18 protein-coding genes are annotated in these 16,020 nt (G+C 48.0%); 11 read left to right on the top strand and 7 right to left on the bottom strand.

The features are described 5' to 3' along the window. Positions 1 to 105 precede the first annotated feature (105 nt). Positions 106 to 726: an FKBP-type peptidyl-prolyl cis-trans isomerase gene (locus ABY044_RS09165; RefSeq protein WP_373020086.1), complete on the bottom strand. Its 621-nt coding sequence runs from the start codon at positions 724 to 726 to the stop codon at positions 106 to 108. 388 nt (positions 727 to 1,114) lie between these two features. On the opposite strand from ABY044_RS09165, the gene ABY044_RS09160 reads away from it, so the two are divergent. From ABY044_RS09160 to ABY044_RS09145, 4 genes are all read left to right on the top strand, one after another. Beyond that, positions 1,115 to 1,537 (top strand): MarR family winged helix-turn-helix transcriptional regulator, encoded by a 423-nt coding sequence (locus ABY044_RS09160; RefSeq protein ID WP_373020084.1) that lies wholly within the window; start codon positions 1,115 to 1,117, stop codon positions 1,535 to 1,537. A 3-nt stretch (positions 1,538 to 1,540) separates the two neighbouring features. Continuing rightward, the gene (locus tag ABY044_RS09155; RefSeq protein WP_373020082.1) at positions 1,541 to 1,987 is read left to right on the top strand and encodes a DUF1330 domain-containing protein; all 447 of its coding nucleotides are present in this window, start codon (positions 1,541 to 1,543) and stop codon (positions 1,985 to 1,987) included. Positions 1,988 to 2,052: 65 nt separating this feature from the next. Continuing rightward, the gene (locus ABY044_RS09150; protein WP_373020080.1) at positions 2,053 to 2,250 is read left to right on the top strand and encodes a DUF1737 domain-containing protein; all 198 of its coding nucleotides are present in this window, start codon (positions 2,053 to 2,055) and stop codon (positions 2,248 to 2,250) included. 13 nt (positions 2,251 to 2,263) lie between these two features. Then, the gene (locus tag ABY044_RS09145) at positions 2,264 to 2,752 is read left to right on the top strand and encodes a hypothetical protein (RefSeq protein ID WP_373020079.1); all 489 of its coding nucleotides are present in this window, start codon (positions 2,264 to 2,266) and stop codon (positions 2,750 to 2,752) included. Positions 2,753 to 2,805: 53 nt separating this feature from the next. Here the strand turns inward: ABY044_RS09145 and ABY044_RS09140 are convergent, their stop codons facing one another. Beyond that, positions 2,806 to 3,591, bottom strand: coding sequence for a TIGR01458 family HAD-type hydrolase (locus tag ABY044_RS09140; RefSeq protein ID WP_373020078.1), 786 nt, complete (start codon positions 3,589 to 3,591; stop codon positions 2,806 to 2,808). Positions 3,592 to 3,705: 114 nt separating this feature from the next. Here ABY044_RS09140 and ABY044_RS09135 point away from each other — a divergent pair, with 114 nt between their 5' ends. Next, positions 3,706 to 4,404 carry a DUF4386 domain-containing protein gene (locus ABY044_RS09135; protein WP_373020076.1) on the top strand — a complete coding sequence of 233 codons (699 nt, stop codon included), beginning with the start codon at positions 3,706 to 3,708 and terminating at the stop codon, positions 4,402 to 4,404. 107 nt (positions 4,405 to 4,511) lie between these two features. On the opposite strand, the gene ABY044_RS09130 is transcribed toward ABY044_RS09135, so the two are convergent. Next, a complete protein-coding gene (locus ABY044_RS09130; protein WP_373020074.1) occupies positions 4,512 to 5,591 on the bottom strand; it encodes an alkene reductase in 1,080 nt (359 codons plus the stop codon). A gap of 281 nt (positions 5,592 to 5,872) precedes the next feature. Here ABY044_RS09130 and ABY044_RS09125 point away from each other — a divergent pair, with 281 nt between their 5' ends. The 4 genes from ABY044_RS09125 (at position 5,873) to ABY044_RS09110 (ending at position 9,020) form a co-directional block, all read left to right on the top strand. Further along, positions 5,873 to 6,367 carry a heme-binding protein gene (locus tag ABY044_RS09125; RefSeq protein ID WP_373020072.1) on the top strand — a complete coding sequence of 165 codons (495 nt, stop codon included), beginning with the start codon at positions 5,873 to 5,875 and terminating at the stop codon, positions 6,365 to 6,367. Between the two features lie 230 nt (positions 6,368 to 6,597). After that, positions 6,598 to 7,326, top strand: a complete 729-nt coding sequence (locus tag ABY044_RS09120; RefSeq protein ID WP_373020070.1) for an MBL fold metallo-hydrolase — start codon at positions 6,598 to 6,600, stop codon at positions 7,324 to 7,326. Positions 7,327 to 7,375: 49 nt separating this feature from the next. Further along, positions 7,376 to 8,014: a hypothetical protein gene (locus ABY044_RS09115; RefSeq protein WP_373020068.1), complete on the top strand. Its 639-nt coding sequence runs from the start codon at positions 7,376 to 7,378 to the stop codon at positions 8,012 to 8,014. A gap of 19 nt (positions 8,015 to 8,033) precedes the next feature. Further along, positions 8,034 to 9,020 (top strand): lipid A-modifier LpxR family protein, encoded by a 987-nt coding sequence (locus ABY044_RS09110; RefSeq protein WP_373020066.1) that lies wholly within the window; start codon positions 8,034 to 8,036, stop codon positions 9,018 to 9,020. Positions 9,021 to 9,054: 34 nt separating this feature from the next. Here ABY044_RS09110 and ABY044_RS09105 read toward each other — a convergent pair whose 3' ends face one another. Beyond that, on the bottom strand, positions 9,055 to 9,261 hold the full coding sequence (locus ABY044_RS09105) for a DUF2905 domain-containing protein (protein WP_373020065.1): 207 nt from the start codon (positions 9,259 to 9,261) through the stop codon (positions 9,055 to 9,057). Between the two features lie 16 nt (positions 9,262 to 9,277). Next, on the bottom strand, positions 9,278 to 9,871 hold the full coding sequence (locus tag ABY044_RS09100; RefSeq protein ID WP_373020064.1) for a DUF938 domain-containing protein: 594 nt from the start codon (positions 9,869 to 9,871) through the stop codon (positions 9,278 to 9,280). A gap of 78 nt (positions 9,872 to 9,949) precedes the next feature. Here ABY044_RS09100 and ABY044_RS09095 point away from each other — a divergent pair, with 78 nt between their 5' ends. Further along, positions 9,950 to 10,267, top strand: a complete 318-nt coding sequence (locus tag ABY044_RS09095) for a DUF4156 domain-containing protein (protein ID WP_373020063.1) — start codon at positions 9,950 to 9,952, stop codon at positions 10,265 to 10,267. A 78-nt stretch (positions 10,268 to 10,345) separates the two neighbouring features. Here ABY044_RS09095 and ABY044_RS09090 read toward each other — a convergent pair whose 3' ends face one another. Both ABY044_RS09090 and mfd read right to left on the bottom strand, forming a co-directional pair. Beyond that, a complete protein-coding gene (locus tag ABY044_RS09090) occupies positions 10,346 to 11,041 on the bottom strand; it encodes a CsiV family protein (RefSeq protein WP_373020061.1) in 696 nt (231 codons plus the stop codon). A 48-nt stretch (positions 11,042 to 11,089) separates the two neighbouring features. Further along, the gene (gene mfd, locus ABY044_RS09085) at positions 11,090 to 14,533 is read right to left on the bottom strand and encodes a transcription-repair coupling factor (protein WP_373020059.1); all 3,444 of its coding nucleotides are present in this window, start codon (positions 14,531 to 14,533) and stop codon (positions 11,090 to 11,092) included. A gap of 155 nt (positions 14,534 to 14,688) precedes the next feature. On the opposite strand from mfd, the gene ABY044_RS09080 reads away from it, so the two are divergent. Next, the gene (locus ABY044_RS09080; RefSeq protein ID WP_373020057.1) at positions 14,689 to 15,903 is read left to right on the top strand and encodes a hypothetical protein; all 1,215 of its coding nucleotides are present in this window, start codon (positions 14,689 to 14,691) and stop codon (positions 15,901 to 15,903) included. Positions 15,904 to 16,020: the final 117 nt, after the last annotated feature.

Raw genomic sequence — 16,020 nt, 5'->3', positions numbered from 1 at the left:
AGGTAAGTTTTATGGGTCTGAACTGGCAGGAAATAGATTAAAAAGTGGATTGCCGGCAATAACGCAGAGCCCATAAATAGAACTCTGCATAGGTATGGCGCTTTATTAGGAAACGATTTCCAAAAGCTCTACATCAAAAACCAATGCGGAGTAAGGCGCGATTTTACCGCCGGAACCTTGTGGGCCGTAAGCCAGGTTATGCGGGATGTACAAACGCCATTTCGAACCGGTCGGCATCATTTGAAGCGCTTCGGTCCAACCGGCGATAACGCGGTTGACAGGGAATTGAGCCGGCTGGCCGCGTTCTACCGAACTATCGAAAACCGTACCGTCGATCAAAGTACCGTGATAGTGGGTTGAGACGACAGATTCCGCTCCCGGTTTTTCGCCAGTTCCTTCTTCGATGATTTCGTACTGAAGGCCGGATTCAGTCACGACAACACCTTCTTTTTTAGCGTTTTCAGCCAAGAAAGCTTCGCCTTCAGCCGCCGCTTTTTGCGCTTTTTCGGCTTCTTTAGCCTGCATGATGTCGTTGATTTCTTGGAAAGCCTGCTGCAAAGCTTCTTGGCTGACCGAACTTGGCTTGCCTGTTAGTGAGTCGATTACACCTTCGGCAATCGCACTTGGGTTGATGCCTTCGAAAGGATCGGCCGCGAACTGGTCGCCCATTTGACGTCCAAGGCTGTAGCTGACGATATCAGCCGAAGTAGTATATTTTTCTGACATTGCTGTCGTCCTTTTGAGTTACTAGTAAAAGGGGGGATTTTAGCATAAACAGGCCGAATCATTATTTCATCCGTTTAAAACGCCGATTAATTTGATGAGAGAGTTGTTTTTGGTTTCTTTCTCTGTTATTCTGCACGCACACATCAAGTACGCAGTAATACCTATCTTCAGGGGCGGCGTACGGTGTGTAAACGGGTAGTTCCGGCTTTGTTTGTCTCTCACTAACTTCAGGCCGGTACCTTTAAAGCTCGTTAGTTTGATTGATAAAACCATATCATGAGTTTGTTACCCGCTTTTTAGCGGGTTTTTTTGTGCCTGAATTTTATGTTTGTATTTGAGTTAAACTTGAAATATACTTGATTAGTCAAATATATTTTAAGGAAAATTCATGTCTAATGAATCTCTTGATGCCACTCTGGTCATCAAAAATGCACTGCTGGCGTCCAATTTATCCAAGCGGGTAGGTGGCCGTTTGAGTATCCATGGCATCAGTTTCACCGAATATCTGGTTATGGATTATCTTGCGAATTCTGGGTGTGAGGCAACGACTCGGATTGAGTTGGCCGAATCGATGGGCATGAGCGCGTCCGGTATTACCAGGCTGATTGCACCGATGGAAAAGAACGGCGTCATCGAAAAAGTGGTGAATCCGCGTGATGCCCGACAGAGTCTGGTAAAACTGTCCAAGTCAGGCCAACAACTTTATCAGGACGCCAAGGCAAGTTTTGAGCAGGTTTCCAAGGAACTGGTAGGTGGTTTAAGCGAGTCTCAGAAATCGAAAATAATCGAACTGTATTCAAAGGTGTTTTAAAAGATGGAAAAGACCTATATCGAACCCACTCAAGCGTCGGGTGCGGCTTTGTTCAGGCGTCACCTTTCGGGTGAAGTGATTATGCTGAATATGCTAAGATTTCGGGATATTGCCGATTATTCGGCCTGTCCGGAGATTGCGCCACTGCTGCCGATTTCCGGCAGGGAGGCGTTTCAGAAGTACATAGACCATACGATGCCGTTTTTGAAACAGAGCGGCGGCGAAGTGACGTTTTTAGGCGATGGCGGCCCGTTTTTCATCGGGCCTGAAGACGAGCATTGGGATCTGGTGATGTTGATCAAGCAGAGTTCGCTCGAAAGTTTTGTGGCATTTGCATCGCACGAAGAATACCTGGCAGGAATGGGGCATAGAACTGCAGCGGTTCAGGACTCCCGTTTATTACCTTTGGTTGAGTGCGGGGCGAACAATATATTGCAAGCCGTCGCTTAATCCAGGTTGGTCATGCTTGAGTCGAAACGATAATCATCAAAATAATAGATAAGGAATCAAACTCTATGGAAAAACAAATGGGTTACAAACTGATCACCGGTCCGGACGATTCGACCTTTTGCGAGAGAATATCCAAGCTGCTTGAGGAAGGGTATGAACTGTACGGGTCTCCGGCTTTGACGTTCAACGGTAAAGAAGTCATTGCCGCTCAGGCCGTGGTTCTCAAGTCTTCGGAAAGTTCGGGGAAAGTCATTCCGGTCTAACCGGTGGGTATGTATGGATACCTTGAGTCATACCTTGTGGGGTGGCGGCCTGTTCGGCAGGCGCGGCACCTTTATGCTGGCGATGTTCTTCGGGGCTTTGCCCGATTTGGTGTCGTTCGGTTTGTGGCTTCCCGCTCAGGTAGTTGCCAACGGCTTTGAATTCGGCAAGCCCGATCTTGCCGTCATTCCCGATTGGGTAAGTATCAACTACAACATCTCCCACAGTCTGATCGTCGCTTTTGCAATCATCGGTCTGGTGGCCCTCTGGCGTAAGGAGATTGCCTTCGTCATGCTGGCGTGGCCGTTTCATATTTTGTTGGATATTCCGTTCCATACGGCGGAATTCTTTCCGACACAACTTTTCTGGCCGGTTTCCGATGTGATTTACGACGGTGTTGCCTGGAGCAATCCTTGGGTCTGGTATTCCAATATCGCCGGATTGATGGTGCTGTATGCGTGGCGCTGGAAGCGGGGCGATTTCAAAGGAATACCTAGAACTTAAGTTCGCGAATGCTTCAGAACCGAACAGGCTTGTTCGGCTTAAAATATAAAGGATTAAGAAGTGAGTAAGTCGGGTAGGGCTTTGATCGAATCGATCAAGTAGGCTTGTTCGGGCAACTTCTGTTGATCCGCTTCCTTGAATTTTCCGGTTCTCACCAAGCTCGCATACAGGCCAGCGTTGACGGCGCCTTGTACGTCGCTTTCGACATCGTCGCCGACCATGAGGCATTCATGCATTTCAAAGCCGGTCGAACGCACCGCTTCGGCAAAGAAGTGAGCATCGGGTTTGCCCATGATGACGGCTTCGGTGCCGCTGGCCCATTCAAGGGCGTGCAGGAAAGCGCCGGCATCCAGTTTCAAGCCGTCGTGGTTCATGAAATATTTGTTCTTGCCGATGCCGAAAAGCGGCATGCCTTGTTCCAGAAACCTGAAAGCCTGGTTGAGGTTGGCGTAACTCAATCCGTCCTGTGCATCGCCAAGCAGCACGCAGTCGGGTTCGCCACCGCATAGGTCGGAGAATTCCTCTTCCAGGTTGGGATGCAGGATGCAATAAGGTCTCATATTGTGCGCGGTTAGGTAATTCTTGGCGGCTTGCGGAGCGGTAAAGAGCTCCGGCTCTTGAATGTCCAGTCCCATGTCTTTGAGTTTATTTAGAATCTGCCTATGCGATTCGGTGGCCGTATTGGTGACGAAACGCACCACATAGCCTTGATTCCGCAACCATTGCAAGGTTGTGTCGGCACCGGGTATGCGGTTGTCTCCCTCGTAGAGAACGCCGCTAAGATCGAGCAATAGGGCTTTGATGCCTGAAGGCTTGGCCGGTTGTACTCGCGTATTCATAACATCCTCTTTCGTCTGTTTGGGTTTTGCATGGTATTGATTATATATTTTGTTGTTTTTCAATGAGTTTCATTTTATTTTAGTACAACCTAAAGATAATTGGAGCGAATTGGAATGTCGGGACAAAACATCAATGTAGGATCCTTATCGTCTTATGCGAGAGTCGCGGGCTGGTTGTATCTGGTTATCATCGTCTGCGGTATCGGCAGTGAAGTTTTCATTCGCTCCAGCCTGATTGTCGAGGGTGATGCCATGGCGACGGCATCGAATATTCTAGCGTCTGATTCGCTGTTCCGTTTCGGTTTTGTCGCCGACTCAATCATGCTGTTGAGCGACGTGGCCATCGCAGTACTTTTTTATGTTCTATTCAAACCGGTCAGCAATACGTTGGCTTTGATGGCGGCGGCGTTCCGGCTGACACAGGCATCGATTCTCGGCTTTAACCTGATCAATTACTATGCAGCGGCCTTACTGTTGAACGGAACTGTTTATGTAGGCGGTTTTGAACCGGCGCAACTGCATGCTTTGGCGTCATTGTTTCTGGATCTACACAGCCACGGTTACGATCTGGGCTTGGTGTTCTTCGGGCTTTCCAACCTGATTTTGGGGTATTTGTTGATCAAGTCCGGCTATTTTCCAAGCTGGCTGGGTTACGGTCTGATTGCTGCAGGCGTGGTCTATCTGGCAGGTAGCTTTGTACGTTTCGTGTTGCCGGACTATTCGGCCGTGATGGAACCGGTTTATCTGATTCCGTTGATCGCCGAGTTGGCGTTTGCGCTCTACTTGGTGGTGAAAGGGGCAGGGTCTCGATAATCAATCGAGTTTTATCAGAGTCTAAAAACCGGACTGGCCTGTCCGGCTTCGTGTGAACAAAACGGCAGACACTTAAAAGCATCGGCCGTCTTAATGGCTTGAAAGGTTTATTTGTCCATAAACGGATAATCGTTATAACCTTCCGGTCCTTCTGTGTAGAACGTATTAGGATCCGCTTCGTTCAGCGGCGCACCTGCTTTAAGGCGTTCCGGTAAATCCGGATTGGCAAGATAAGGGACACCGAAAGCAACGGCTTCCAGGTCACCGCCGGCAATTGCCGCTTCGGCTTCTTCGGCTGTATAGCCCATGTTTCCGATCAGGTTACCTTGGTAGTTCTGTTCGCATACAGAGAGCACATCCTCTTTCTGTACCCCGAAAAAGTCACTGCGCATGACGTGTAGGTAAGCCAAATCAAATTCGTTTAGTTTTTCACTTACCCATTTGCTCAAAGTCAAAGGATCACTGTCGCGCATACTATTGAAGCTGTTTACGGGAGAGATTCGCAATCCCACTCGGTCGCTACCCCAAACATCACACACCACCTCAAGTACTTCCAGCATCAATCGAGCGCGGTTTTCGATCGGTCCGCCGTAAGCGTCAGTACGTTTATTGCTGCCGTCGCGCAGGAATTGATCCAATAGATAACCGTTTGCACCGTGAACTTCGACACCGTCGAAACCGGCTTCTTTGGCATTGATTGCGGCTTGTTTGAACCCCTCGATGATGGTCGGGATTTCTTCCAGAGCCAGTTCGCGCGGTACGGTGTATGGCAGCTTACCTTCCGGAGTGTGGACTTCGTCTTCGATGGCGATGGCGCTAGGCGCGACAGGGACCTTGCCATCATTCAGTGCAGGGTGACAGGCGCGGCCGCCGTGCCATATTTGCAGGAAGATACGTCCGCTTTTGGCATGAACCGCATCGGTGACTTTTTTCCAGCCGTCGATCTGTTCTTTGGAGTAAATTCCAGGTTCTTTCCAAAAAGCACTGCAGCCTTCCATGGCCATAGTCGCCTCGGCAATGAGTAGACCGCCGCTGGCACGCTGAGAATAGTGTTCGGCCATTAAGTCGTTCGGAAGGTGTTCGATTCCGGCTCGCGCTCGGGTTAAAGGGGCCATGACGATGCGATTGGGTAGTTCTATAGCCCCGAGTTTCAGCGGAGAAAATAAATGCGGATAAGAGTGTTCCATGGTTGTCCCCTATGAAGTGATAAAACGTTAGACGAACGGCTTGTAAGGCACCGGTCGAGAAGTTCTTAAATGAAATGCAAATACTAACATGTTGGAGCCATACAAATATACTGGGAATAAGTATGGTTATTGATCAACGGCTAACGGGGCGGAGTGTAAAATGTAAGTCGGTATCGATGACGCGGTTTAAGTTCAATGGTGTATAGTTTATTCGATAAAATCTATTTCTGATTTAAAATGAAAATGATTCATTTAATTAAGCGCAAAGTGGAGATGAAACGATGACTGGATTGAAGCAGGTTGGGTTGGCGATTTTGATGGGATCTTTGGCTTTTTCCGCGCAAGCGGAAGACGTGTTGCAAGAGAAGAATATCGGCATGGAATTAGCGCGCGATATTGCAAGCGAAGCGATTATTGCCTGCCGTCAAAACGGGTTTTCCGTGAGTGCGGTTGTCGTCGATCGTCATGGTAATCAGCGTGTGGCATTGCGCGATGATTATGCCTCAAAATTTACCTTACAGATCGCCGAAGAGAAGGCCAACGCAACAATCATGTCTGGGCTTAAGTCCGGCCAGTTTCGTGAAATGCGTGGTGATATCCGACCTGAGCTAAACCATGTGAACGGTGTATTGATGATGGTGGGTGCGGTTCCGATCGTCAGTGGCGGGGTACGCATCGGTGCGATTGGTGTAAGCGGCGCTCTGGGCGGTGAAAAGGACGAAGCTTGTGTGGTTGAGGCACTCGAAAAATTTGAAGATAGATTGGAAATGCTTTGAGTTGATTCGGTCTTAATCTATTTAGAGCCCGCAAATAAGCGGGTTTTTTTATGTATGGCTGTGTTTAAATTTTTGTGTTTAAAGCGGCGTTGTTGTCTAAAATAGGCGGTCTTGAAACGATCTGCGTCATAAATAGTCTTGAATTCGTGACGAATTCGCGTAATTTATGATAAAACTCTTCTATATTATTAGAAGGGTTGAAGTGAATATTTAATCGAGTAATCAATAACTTGAAGAATGTTAAACTTGAAATTTTAGTGCTGGGCAGCGGTGCAGGAGATTCTGCAGTCTATAACGCCTTGCCGAGTAGCAGTTTCATGCTGTTGGTCGACGGCGAACCTTTTTGTCTGGTTGATTTGGGTTTGGGCGTCGGGCAGCAGGTTTTGGCGAACTTCGGCGGCTTTCCCGGGCGAGTGATTATTACTCATAATCACAGTGATCATGCCGGCGAGTTGCCGGTGGTGTTACGAGTGGAACAGGCTCAAGGTCGGAAAATTGAGGTAATTTCCCACAACGAAGTGGCTAAACGCCTTAAACAGCATAGGATTGCAGAGCATTTGCAGTCAATCAGTGCGGAAGAACTGGCGGATTGGAAATCGCCGCAGACAGCCGAAACGGTCGAGCTGGACTACGGTTTGGAGATCGTTTTTTATCCCGGACACCATTCTGAATTCAGTTGCGGATTTATGATCAGCCGTAACGGTACGCCACTGTTGGCCTATAGCGGTGATACGTCTTTGGAACCGGAGCTTTACGATCGATTGGATCGGGCCGAAGTGTTTATTATGGACGCCAGGCCTAAGCCGAATCAATGGCACGCCGGTTTTGAAGAGGTGCTTCCATGGCTGGGATGCGGGCGATATATATTGGGGCACGGCCTCAACGAACCGCAAGTTAAAGAAAGTAAATTAAACGGGTTGCCACTGTTATGGAAAGGCGACCGGATTGTATTAAGCTGATAGATAACTGAGCAGAAAACTGAACAGATAACCTTTTAAAGGAGAGGTTGTGAACATTACCGAAACGGTGAAAAATTTAATTCGATTTGTTTATGCGCTATCGCCTTATTATTGGGTGGATAGACACTTTAAGCAACTTGAATTCAATTACCTTCCAAATTCCATTGAATGGCAGGCTTTGAGGGACAAACGTCTGAATATGTCCGAAATGTATGTGGTCGGTTGGTTATTGCTGTCGGGGGCTTTATTGGTTTCCACCTTCTTTTTTCATCTGCCTGTCTGGATTGCGGTTTTGGCGATGTTTCGTATTCTCGGAATCATTAATAAAGAGGTCGGGGTCATTCTATTCGGTATCTGCAAAATCACGGAAGGTCCGGCCATTTCCGCGACCGGCAGGGTGATTGTATTGGCAATCATCAATTACTTCACGGCGATGTTGTTGTTCTCGACCGTATATCAGATCATCGGTGTGTTTGAGGAAGTGCCGGATTATCTGCTTGGCGGTCTGCATTTAATCGGTTTTATTGAGGCCGTGAATATCCATTTTACGCTTTCGGGACCATTTGACCCGGCAAACGTAACCACCTGGCTATTGGTGTCGGTACAGGGAATGTTCTGTTTCGCTTTCGGTACAATCGTCCTGTCACTGTTTGTATCTTTGCTGAACGTCAAGCCGTTGAAGTCTTAATTTAAGGCGGTTGACGGATATGAGAGCCGTTTTTCATAAAATACTAAGTCGTGTTGCTTTTCATGACAAAAAGCGGCTTTTGTTGGCGGTGGTCTTGTGGAGTTCTTCGCAGGGGGTTGCCGCTCAACCGTCATGGTTGACTGTTCATGTCGATAACGATCTGCTCTATGGAACCGATCGTGAGTATACCGGCGGCTTCAAATTCAAATTAAGCCGAGATGAATTCGAATTCAACCGATCGATATTTAAGGGAGTCGATGACTTCCTTACCCCGTTTAATTTAATCCCTTTTAGCGACCAGATCGAACTCTCCGTCGAAGCGTTTACTTTAACCAAATTGGCGGAAAACGACCGTATTGTTCATGTTCTTAACGAAGCCTGGACGCATGTCGATTTGCGTCGTTTTTACCGATCAAAGCAATACAATACTTCCGTGGGTCTGAGTTTCGGTTGGTTAGGGCCGAATAGTCCCGGTAGGTATCTTCAAGATGATTTGCACAAACTTATCGGTAATTCAAAGGTAGACGGTTGGGATCATCACTTGCCGGATCAGCCCACTGCGCAGTTGAATGTGGACTGGAGCGCCGTGAAATGGAAGTCGAACGATTGGTCCTTATATCAATCCGCTTGGTTAAAAGTCGGTAGTCCGAATACTCAGGCGTATTTAGGTGCGGGATTGATTAGAAAGAAAAACATCGATCCGGTATTTTTGAATAATCAACTGAGTTATGTCCGCTCTGAATCGCCCACGTTAGGTTATTTTTATTTTGGGAGTATCGGGGTTAGTTATTTAGCCTACAGTGCGTTGATCGACGGTCGGATCTTGGGGGATGATAAACCGATCCTCAACCGTTATCATTGGATTCCTGCAGTAGAGTACGGAATTGGATTTTCTTACGGTGATTTTGCGATGACATTGAGCGGTAATGCCATCGGTCAGGTGTACCGTCTTCAACCTGAAGAGAGTTTTCATTTCGCATCCGTGACGATGACGTGGGTATTTTGATTATTTTCGTCCAGATCGCGCTAAGTGTTTGCGCCTAGTGTTTGAATAGGTTGATGATGACCGTCAGTACGAGACTGATGATAATCATTGAGGTAATCGGAATGAAAATTCGGCTGTTTTCGGTTTGGACGTTAATATCGCCGGGCAGTCGACCGAACCAATTGAACATCCAAGGCGTGAAGTGGAGAATCAAGCCGATTCCGATGAGCGCGATTCCGGCGAGAATAAACCAACGAGCCATGCCTGCCCCTTTTCTCTTAAGGTTTTTGCCAGCAAAGAATGCGGTTATTCTGCGGCATGGCAATATCTTGCTTGAACATCAATCCGGCATCGGCAGCCAGCTCGTTTAGCCATTCGAAATCCTTGATACCGCTGTTCGGGTCGCGGTTTTTCAGAAATTGGTCGAATTGTCGGTTGCTGTCGCTGGTGAAATCGCCGTTAAAGTTGAACGGACCGTAAACCAGCACTAAGCCTTGTGAATTGAGTAGGTTTGAAATGTTTGCAAATAAGTCGCTGACATTTTGACGGCCCATGATGTGAAATGTGTTGGCCGTGAAGAGTGCATCATAGGTTTTTTCCGGCCAGTCGTTTCCGGAAACGTTTAGTGCCAACGGCGGGAGGACATTGTCTAGTCCCGCCTCTTCAAGCCAAAGCAGGATGCCGGGATGGTTTTCCGCAAGTTCCGAAGTTTGCCAGATCAAGTGTGGCATTTGTTTGCCAAAATAAACGGCATGTTGTCCGGTTCCGCTGCCTATTTCAAGCACGTCTTGTCGATTTTTTAACAAGGGCTGAATGGCTTCAAGGATGACTTGTTTGTTCTCTTCACTGGATTGGGCGTAAGGTTTTTGCATCGTGATTAAATGTCATGTTAAATAAGGTTGTTATTCTAATCGTATTGACGGGTGTTTTTAAACCGATAAGGAGAGGTTATGTTTGTTCGAAGCGTATTGCTATTGATTGCAGCGGTCAGTTTGACGGCGTGTAGCTGGGTGAAAGTCACAGAAGAGGGAAATCAGGTGGTGTTACGTGGTTACGAAGAAGTGACGATGTGTAAGAAGTTGGGTTACACGCGCTCTTTGGTAAAGGATAAGATCGGTTTTATCGAACGTGATGCGGAAAAGATGACCGAAGAGCTGATTATTTTGGCTAAGAATGAAGCAGCGGTAATGGGGGGCGATACTATTGTTCCGCGTGCGCCGGTAAAAGACGGTCAGATGGTTTTCGACATATACCGTTGTAAACCATAGAAATAACGTTTTATCGGCGTTTCCTGACCCCTAAAAGAAAAAAGCCCGTTAAGGGCTTTTTTATTGAGTTGTTTAAGGTCAGTTCGGAGTGCTGCTTGAGGCCGGTCCGTTATAGCGCATTTGAACCAGAATGCCGAACATCGGATGATCGATGTAGTGCAACTGATTCGGTCTGATCTTGCGCGATTCCTTAATTTTGAAATGCCAGGTTTCGGGAACGATGTCTTCCGGCCCGGTCAATTTTTGATTTTGAATAAAGTCTTCTTTTACACGGTCGGGAATTCTGCGTTCAAATTCCAAGTCGAAATCAACGTGGGCGTAACGGCTCTTATACAGTTTGACGGTACCGTTAACCAGAGAACCGGCACCATCCTGGTTACTGTTGTCGATTATTAGCTTAGGCATGGTTTGATCGTCAAAAGTATCTTGCGACCAAGTTTGGTGGTATAGGATTCGATAACCTTTTTGAGGGGTCAGCTTGGCCGCTTCGGCTTGAAGTTCGTTCGCTTGTGCTTTGACGTTCAGCTTGCCGCTGTCGACGCTGCCGTTAAGCAGGCCTTGTAAATCCAACGCATTTTCGATATCGGGGGTTTCGATCTCTTCCGGCCAATATTCTTCTGTCCAGCTTTTCAATGCGAAAGTTTCGAAGATGATGACTTCTATGGAGTAGTTCGGGGTCTCTTCGTCGGCTTGAGCGGTTGAAAAGAGGCCGTTGAACATGAACAGTACAGTAATGAGAGAAACGTTTAGGAATTTAACCAAGCGGTTTTGCATTTTGAGCAGGCCTGTTGAATCTAAAAGGTTAAAAAAAGTCATCGTATTTTATTCGCTTTTGATCGATTTAATCATCAATTCGATTGCGGAAATTCTGGATTCCATTGTTGGCATTGTATCGAAAAACTTCAATTCGGTCTGGCCTTTTAGTTGGTAGTTTTTAGGGTAGGCCTGAATCAGTTTAATCAGTTTCATCGGGTCGATATTAGGTTGCTGGTTGAATTGCACTCGAATCATCGCTTCCGACGCATCGAGTTTGATGATGCCGATCGGTTCGATAACCAGTTTAATCTGGGTGACCGCAAACAGGTTTTTGACTTGTTGCGGCAACAGGCCGAAACGGTCGATCATTTCCACTTCAAGTTCGCGTAGCGCATTTTCAGACTGCGCGCTGGCGATGCGCTTGTAGAACACTAAACGGGTATGGATGTCCGGCAAGTAATCTTCTGGAATGAGTGCGGGTACACCGAGATCGACTTCCGAGCCGGTATGCAAAGTGGTGTTAAGTTCCGGTTGTTTGCCGGACTTAAGGGCTTTGACGGCACGGTCCAATAGTTCGCTGTAAAGACCGAAACCAATCTCCTGAATCTGGCCGGATTGACCGTCGCCCAACAGTTCTCCCGCACCTCGAATTTCTAGGTCGTGGCTGGCCAGCATAAAACCGGCACCGAGCGTGTCGTGTTTGGCGATGGCGGTCAGGCGTTTTTCGGCATCGCTGGTCAAGAGTGCCTTGCCTGCGGTAAACAGGTATGCGTAAGCCTTATGGTGGGAACGCCCGACGCGTCCGCGTAACTGGTGCAATTGCGCCAGCCCGAATTTATCGGCACGGTGAATCAGAATGGTGTTGGCGGTCGGGATGTCGATCCCGGTCTCGATAATTGTCGTACAAACCAGAATGTTGAAGCGGCGGTGGTAGAAGTTTTCCATCACCGTTTCCAGTTCGCGTTCGTTCATCTGGCCGTGAGCGTAATCCACCTTGGCTTCTGGAATCAGTGCCTGCATCTCTTCGACCATACGTTCGATTTTGTCGACGTTGTTATAAAGCAGGTAGATCTGACCGCCGCGACGAATCTCACGAAGACAGGCTTCGCGAACGGTATCTTCGTTCCATTCCTGAACGAAAGTCTGTACTGCCAGACGTTTGGCAGGCGGTGTGGCGATGATGGACAGGTCGCGCAGGTCGTTCATCGCCATGTTTAACGTTCGAGGAATCGGAGTGGCGGTCATGGTAAGGACGTCGACTTCGGTTCGCAACTTCTTCAGCTGTTCTTTCTGACGAACGCCGAATCGGTGTTCTTCGTCGATGATAATCAAGCCGATATTGGCGTATTTGACGTCTTTTTGAATCAGTTTGTGGGTTCCGATGATGATGTCGACTTTGCCGGCTTCCAAATCAGCCAATACCTGTTTCTGCTCTTTAGCGGTTTGAAAGCGGGATAACACTTCGATACGCACCGGCCAATCCGAGAAACGGTTGCGGAAGTTTTCAAGATGCTGTTGCGCCAAAAGGGTTGTTGGCACCAGCATGGCAACCTGTTTACCGTCGTAAGCGGCGACAAAAGCGGCACGCATGGCGACTTCGGTTTTACCGAAACCGACGTCACCGCATACCAGGCGATCCATCGGGCGGCTGGAGTGCATGTCGTGAATAACCGCTTCAATGGCCTGCTGTTGATCCGGCGTTTCTTCAAACGGGAAACTGGCGGCGAAGCGTTGGTAAGCCTCTTCCGGAGTCTGGAATGCATAACCCGGACGCGCTTCGCGTTGTGCGTAGATGTCGAGCAGTTCCGCCGCGACGTCGTGCACTTTTTCCGCCGCCTTGCGTTTGGCTTTTTCCCATTTGTCGCTGCCGAGTTTATGCAGAGGTGCACTTTCCGGTGTGGCGCCGGTATAACGGCTGATCAGGTGTAAGGAGGTGACCGGTACATACAACTTGGCTTCGCCGGCGTATTCGATCATCAGAAACTCTCGGGATTCGCCTTGGATTTCGAGTGTTTCCAATCCTTGGTAACGACCGACACCGTGATCGATATGCACGATCGGGCTGCCGATGTCGAGTTCGATCAGGTTGTTAATGGCGGCGTCGAAATCGCTGTGTTTACGTTTGCGGCGACGTTTTTGAACGACGGTTTGCCCGAAAATCTGCGCTTCGCAGATGACGCTGAGTTCCGGCGTATGAATCGAGTATTCCAACGGGCTGACGACAATGCTGTACGGCTGTTTGGATTCAAGCGCTTCCGACCAGTTGTGAACGATTTCCGGGTGTTGCTTGTGTTTGCCCAGTAAGGTCATCAGGGTTTCGCGTCGCCCGGTACTTTCGGCACTGTAAATCACCCGACCTTGGTATTGGTCGCAAAAAGCGTTTAAACGCGCCAGCGGGTATTCGCTGTCAGTCTGTACGTTGAGTGGCGGCAGATTGAGCGTGTCGAATTCCGTCGTGGTCTTGTCGGTTTTTTCGGTTTGCAGGCTAATACGGTGGTACGGTTTGAGTGCGGACAGAAACTCGGTTTTTGAGAGGATGAGTTCATCCGGTTTTAAAATCGGGTAATCGGGGTTGTGTTGGCCGATTTCGTAGCGTTCTTCGTAATCGTGGCGAACTTGGTCGAGTGTCGTTTCAACTTGCTCGAAATCGAAGAAGAGGGTGTTTTCAGGCAGGTAATCGAATAACGAGGTTAACTGCTCATGGAATAACGGCAGGTAATATTCGAGTCCGCTGACGGTATTGGAATCACTGACGGCTTGATAGAGTTGCGAAGTACGGCTGTCATCTCCGAACGCCTGTCTGAACTTCTGGCGGAACAGGTCGATGCCTTCCTGGGTGAAGTTGTATTCTTTGGCCGGAAGCAGCTGAATGTTTTCGATCTGTCCGATGGAGCGTTGGGTTTCCGGATCGAAGCTGCGGATGGATTCGATCTCGTCGTCGAATAGATCGATGCGGTAGGGGAGTTTACTTCCCATAGGATAGAGATCGACGATCGAACCGCGGATGGCGAATTCGCCGTGTTCCATAACCTGACTGACACGTTGGTAACCGCCGGATTCAAGCTTTTGGGCAAACGATTCGATGTTCAGGCGTTCGCCGACCGACAACAGAAACGTGAATTTTTGGATATATTCGTGGGGTACGACCCGTTGCATCAAGGTGGCGATCGGTAAAATCAAGATACCGCTCTGGGTGTCGGGCAGTTGATAGAGCGTTTTCAAACGTTCCGAAATGATGTCTTGATGCGGCGAGAATTGATCGTAAGGCAAGGTTTCCCATTCGGGGAACGTCAATAACGGCTGTGTGCCTTGGGTGAAAAACTTCAGTTCTTCCATGAGACGGCTAGCGGTTTGCGAGTCGGCGGTAAGTACGACGACCAAGCCTTCCGAGTTTAGACTTTGATTGGCGATCGTGAGAGATTGTTCCGAAGGATTCAAGGCCGCCCAGTGGGAACGGTTTCCTTTAAGTGGAATCGGGTCTAAAGCCAGTAAACGTCTCGATGATTTCATGTTTAACAATCAATTCTGTAAAAATAGTAAAGCACAATATTTTAAACTACCCGTCTTGGACGTGGGGACTGAATTGCGTTTCTCCATCAATAGAGTGGCTTGCGAACGGTTTTTTTCATGCGGCGAGTCGTCAAAACAAACACATAAGGAACGATATGTACGGTAATTGGGCTTTCAACTGGGTGCAGATAATCGCTCACAATAAAATGGTGTTTGCCGTCCTTTGGGGACTGTTCAGCCTTGCGGTCGTCGGCGGAATATTTCGGCTTGAACAGCAAGTTTCGATGCAGTCTTGGGGGTTGTTGGTTTTCAGTGTCGTTTTGATGGGGGCGGCCGTGGCTAAGTTCATGGACTCCTTGAAGACCGCTTTGTTGCAAGTGGGGCTGAGCCTTTATATTCTGGCGATGAGTTTGGGCGCGTTGGGTTGGTTGCATCAATCTTTGGACGGAAGCAGTGTACTCGGGTTGGTGGTATTGGTCACGATCATGACCAGCAATTTAATTCATATTTTAAGTACATTGCTTCGCGAGATGGCGCGTGGACTGTTTCAATTTGATGCGGTCGCTGAGGCGTTGAAGTTAAACAATTCGCCGATTTTTCTGTCGAATTTTACCTCTATGCTCGGATTTGCTTTTGCTGCCTGGTATGAACCGCAGTTAAGCGCAATGGCGTGGATTGTCGGCGTCGGGGCGTTGATGAGTTATGTCGCGACTTTAACCCTGTTGCCGGTAATTTTATTGACTTGGTTGCTCGAGTTTCGTGTCGGTAATAGCAATGACCGTTATGGTTACGTGTTTGTCGCGCAATGGATTCAGGATTCTCCTAAGTTGGCCAAGGGCATTTCGATCGTCTTTGCGATATTGTTTGTCGGTTTATTATGGTGGCAGCAAGATGCTTTGTCTTTATTGAACAGTCTTTTGGGTATGGTCGTTTTTTTATTGGTGCTGTTTACGCTGTTTTGGGGAAGCATCAAGTTGGCCTTGCTGAATACGCTGGCGAATTTGTTGGCGCTGACCTGTTCTATATTGGCGTTTGTGCTGTTGGTACCGTATTCGTCTCTTTCTTTGTTGTTGATCATGATGCCTATGGGGCTGATTGTAGATGACGGTATTCATTTCTTTTCACGTTACGTGCGTGCGCAGCAGGGGGTGTTTTCCGATCCGGCATCGGCCGTTCGTTACTCGATGGCCAGTGTGGGGCGTCCTATCTGGATGACCAGCTGGATTATGATGTTGGGATTGTTGGTTTTATCGTTTAGCGATCAAACGTTGATTCAACAAGCCAGTCTGATGACAATGTCGTCTCTGATTATTGCAACGTTCGTAACCCTCTTTTTGTTGCCGTCTTATTTGCTTGCTCGGGCACGTTAGCAGGCTTTTCCCAGTTACTTTGTCGAACGAGTAGGGCTATAAAGATAATATTTGTTCATTAATTAACTTAGTTAATATAAGTGATATGTAAATTTTATTTTTAATTTGCCCGGCTTT

The sequence above is a fragment of the Thiomicrorhabdus sp. genome, from assembly GCF_041583835.1.
Classification (GTDB): domain Bacteria; phylum Pseudomonadota; class Gammaproteobacteria; order Thiomicrospirales; family Thiomicrospiraceae; genus Thiomicrorhabdus.
This window is presented reverse-complemented; position numbering and strand designations above follow the sequence as displayed.

Bases quoted from the DNA above. Each gene is read 5' to 3' on its own strand.
- ABY044_RS09110 (WP_373020066.1), top strand. From the start codon at position 8,034: ATGAGAGCCGTTTTTCATAAAATACTAAGTCGTGTTGCTTTTCATGAC.
- ABY044_RS09130 (WP_373020074.1), bottom strand. From the start codon at position 5,591: ATGGAACACTCTTATCCGCATTTATTTTCTCCGCTGAAACTCGGGGCT.
- ABY044_RS09150 (WP_373020080.1), top strand. From the start codon at position 2,053: ATGGAAAAACAAATGGGTTACAAACTGATCACCGGTCCGGACGATTCG.
- ABY044_RS09125 (WP_373020072.1), top strand. From the start codon at position 5,873: ATGACTGGATTGAAGCAGGTTGGGTTGGCGATTTTGATGGGATCTTTG.
- ABY044_RS09155 (WP_373020082.1), top strand. From the start codon at position 1,541: ATGGAAAAGACCTATATCGAACCCACTCAAGCGTCGGGTGCGGCTTTG.
- ABY044_RS09165 (WP_373020086.1), bottom strand. From the start codon at position 726: ATGTCAGAAAAATATACTACTTCGGCTGATATCGTCAGCTACAGCCTT.
- ABY044_RS09135 (WP_373020076.1), top strand. From the start codon at position 3,706: ATGTCGGGACAAAACATCAATGTAGGATCCTTATCGTCTTATGCGAGA.
- ABY044_RS09140 (WP_373020078.1), bottom strand. From the start codon at position 3,591: ATGAATACGCGAGTACAACCGGCCAAGCCTTCAGGCATCAAAGCCCTA.
- ABY044_RS09095 (WP_373020063.1), top strand. From the start codon at position 9,950: ATGTTTGTTCGAAGCGTATTGCTATTGATTGCAGCGGTCAGTTTGACG.
- ABY044_RS09145 (WP_373020079.1), top strand. From the start codon at position 2,264: ATGGATACCTTGAGTCATACCTTGTGGGGTGGCGGCCTGTTCGGCAGG.
- ABY044_RS09080 (WP_373020057.1), top strand. From the start codon at position 14,689: ATGTACGGTAATTGGGCTTTCAACTGGGTGCAGATAATCGCTCACAAT.
- ABY044_RS09105 (WP_373020065.1), bottom strand. From the start codon at position 9,261: ATGGCTCGTTGGTTTATTCTCGCCGGAATCGCGCTCATCGGAATCGGC.
- mfd (WP_373020059.1), bottom strand. From the start codon at position 14,533: ATGAAATCATCGAGACGTTTACTGGCTTTAGACCCGATTCCACTTAAA.
- ABY044_RS09090 (WP_373020061.1), bottom strand. From the start codon at position 11,041: ATGCAAAACCGCTTGGTTAAATTCCTAAACGTTTCTCTCATTACTGTA.
- ABY044_RS09100 (WP_373020064.1), bottom strand. From the start codon at position 9,871: ATGCAAAAACCTTACGCCCAATCCAGTGAAGAGAACAAACAAGTCATC.
- ABY044_RS09160 (WP_373020084.1), top strand. From the start codon at position 1,115: ATGTCTAATGAATCTCTTGATGCCACTCTGGTCATCAAAAATGCACTG.